The sequence below is a fragment of the Cryobacterium sp. MLB-32 genome (assembly GCF_000738085.1).
In the GTDB taxonomy this organism is placed as follows: Bacteria; Actinomycetota; Actinomycetes; order Actinomycetales; family Microbacteriaceae; genus Cryobacterium.
Map to the genome: position 1 here is coordinate 1 of NZ_JPRS01000274.1, position 2025 is coordinate 2025.

Here is a 2025-nt window from a genome sequence, read left to right on the forward strand (position 1 = left end):
TACCCAATGTTGCTGAAACGGAAAGCCTCCTTGTAAGCAAGGACAGGCAAGGTTGTGCTGTCGTTGCCAGGCCCTCCAGCTGTCATGACGTAGATGAGAGTGAAGACCGACAACGTGAGCAGGCTGATTAGCATCGTGTTCGTCGCGATCGTGTTCTTGATCATGGGAATGGTCACGAGGAAAAGACGCTTTGAGCCGCCAGCTCCGTCGATCATTGCCGCCTCGGTAATCTCCGGTGGCACGTCGTTGAGCGCGGCCTGGTAAACCATCATTGAGAACGCCGTGCCACGCCACAAATTCGCCAGGATGATCGCGAACATGGGGAAGCTATACAACCAGTTGGGGCCGGTCATGCCCAGGTTCGCCAAAATCTGGTTGAGCGTGCCGTCGACACTGAAGTAGGCATAGCAGACGAACGCAGCGACAATCTCGGGCAGGATCCACGCGGCGACGATGATCGTGCCGACCGAAGCGGTGACCTTCTTATTCGCTTTCTGCATGAGAAGCGCGAGACCAAGGCCAAGAACGTTCTGCGAGATCACGGCGGAGCCGAAGGTAAAGATTGCGGTCAGCCACAGGGAGAGAGGAAAAACGGGATCGTTGACGAGCTTGACGTAGTTCTCGAAGCCGATCCACTGGGGGTTGCTCGCGTTGACCCCGGTGAGCGAAGCGTTCGTGAACGACCCATAGATCGACCAGATGATCGGTCCGGCGAGAAAGGTGATCATGATGAGAATCGCGGGCAGGAGCGGGATCATCCGCACAGCCTTCACGATTCCGCGCGCCCGGCGGCGGCGGGAACCTAAATTCGGTTCCGGCCGCCGCACGTGCGTGTCCTGCGGTGCGAGCAATCCTGCAGTCACTGTGTTCCTGTTCTGGTTTATCTGTGGGCGCGCACCTGGGTGTTTCGCGGCTGCTACTTCTGGATGACGCCCTCAGCGCCAACGATCGCTTCGATTGCCTTGTCGTAGGCTGCGGCCGCTTCCTCGGGGGTGGCCTTGTCGGTGATGACTGCCTCACTTGCCTTCTGGACCTCAGCCGAGATCTGGTTGTAGTCGGCCGTCGCCGGACGGAAGTTCGTCACCTCAACGATGTCTGTGACGGTCTTCACAAACGGGTTACCAGCGATGTAGCTCTCGTCAGCGGCAACATCTTTTCGGACGGCGATCTGCGAATTCTCGTTGTCATAGGTAAGTGCGTTGTCTTTGCTCAGTGCCAGTGCCATGAAGTCGAACGCGAGCTGGGGGTCGGCGGTTTTGGCTCCGACAGCGAGCGTCCAGCCGCCAGACATGCTGACTCCACCCGGCGTCTGGCCGTTCTGGGTCGGGAACACGGTTGCGCCCATGTCATCCACGTACCCGGGCCATTCATACGATCCGCCGGCCTGCCAGAACGACGGCGTGTAGGACCCTTCAATCGTTGCCCCGAGGGTCGCGTTTGGGAACATCTCTCCGAAGATGCTCTTCCAGATGTTCGGATCCAGCGCCTGTGCCGGACTCAGAGCGAGTTCCTCGGAGTAGAGCTTGTCGATGAAGTCGAGAGAGTCTACGAAACCCTTCGAGCCAGTGACCCACTTCGAGGTTGCCGAGTCGTAGAGCGAATCTCCCCCAAGCTCAGTGCCGTAGAGGAGTTGGTAGAAACCCTGCATGTTCGAGCCCTCACCGGTGCCTGTTCCGGCGTAGAGATTAAACGGTACGACGTCCGGATTGCTCGCCTTGATCGCGCGCGCGGCCTCCATGACGTCGTCCCAGCTCTTGGGCTCCCACGGGAGATCGATCCCTGCCGCCTCGAAAACGGGCTTGCTGTACCAGACCGCACGAGTATCTGTGCCCAGGGAAACGGCATAGATGCTTCCGTCGTCGCTGGCCCCCGCAACCTTGGCGGCGTCGGTGAACTGATCCCAGTCTTCCCACCCGGAAACGTACTCATCAAGGTTGAGGAGGTACCCAGCATCCGCGTCAGCTCGCAACGTGGTGGTGTCTTCATAGAAAATGTCTGGTGCAGTCGCTGCTGAGCGCTGCGAGA

General features: G+C 59.2%; 2 protein-coding genes. Both read right to left on the reverse strand.

What is annotated here, in order from left to right; genetic code table 11:
- Window positions 1–863 (reverse strand): carbohydrate ABC transporter permease (locus JF66_RS17470; RefSeq protein ID WP_051973714.1); only part of this gene is annotated, 863 nt, incomplete at its 3' end.
- A gap of 53 nt (window positions 864–916) precedes the next feature.
- The coding region (locus JF66_RS17475) for an extracellular solute-binding protein (RefSeq protein WP_035880020.1) at window positions 917–2025 on the reverse strand (1109 nt) is incomplete at its 5' end.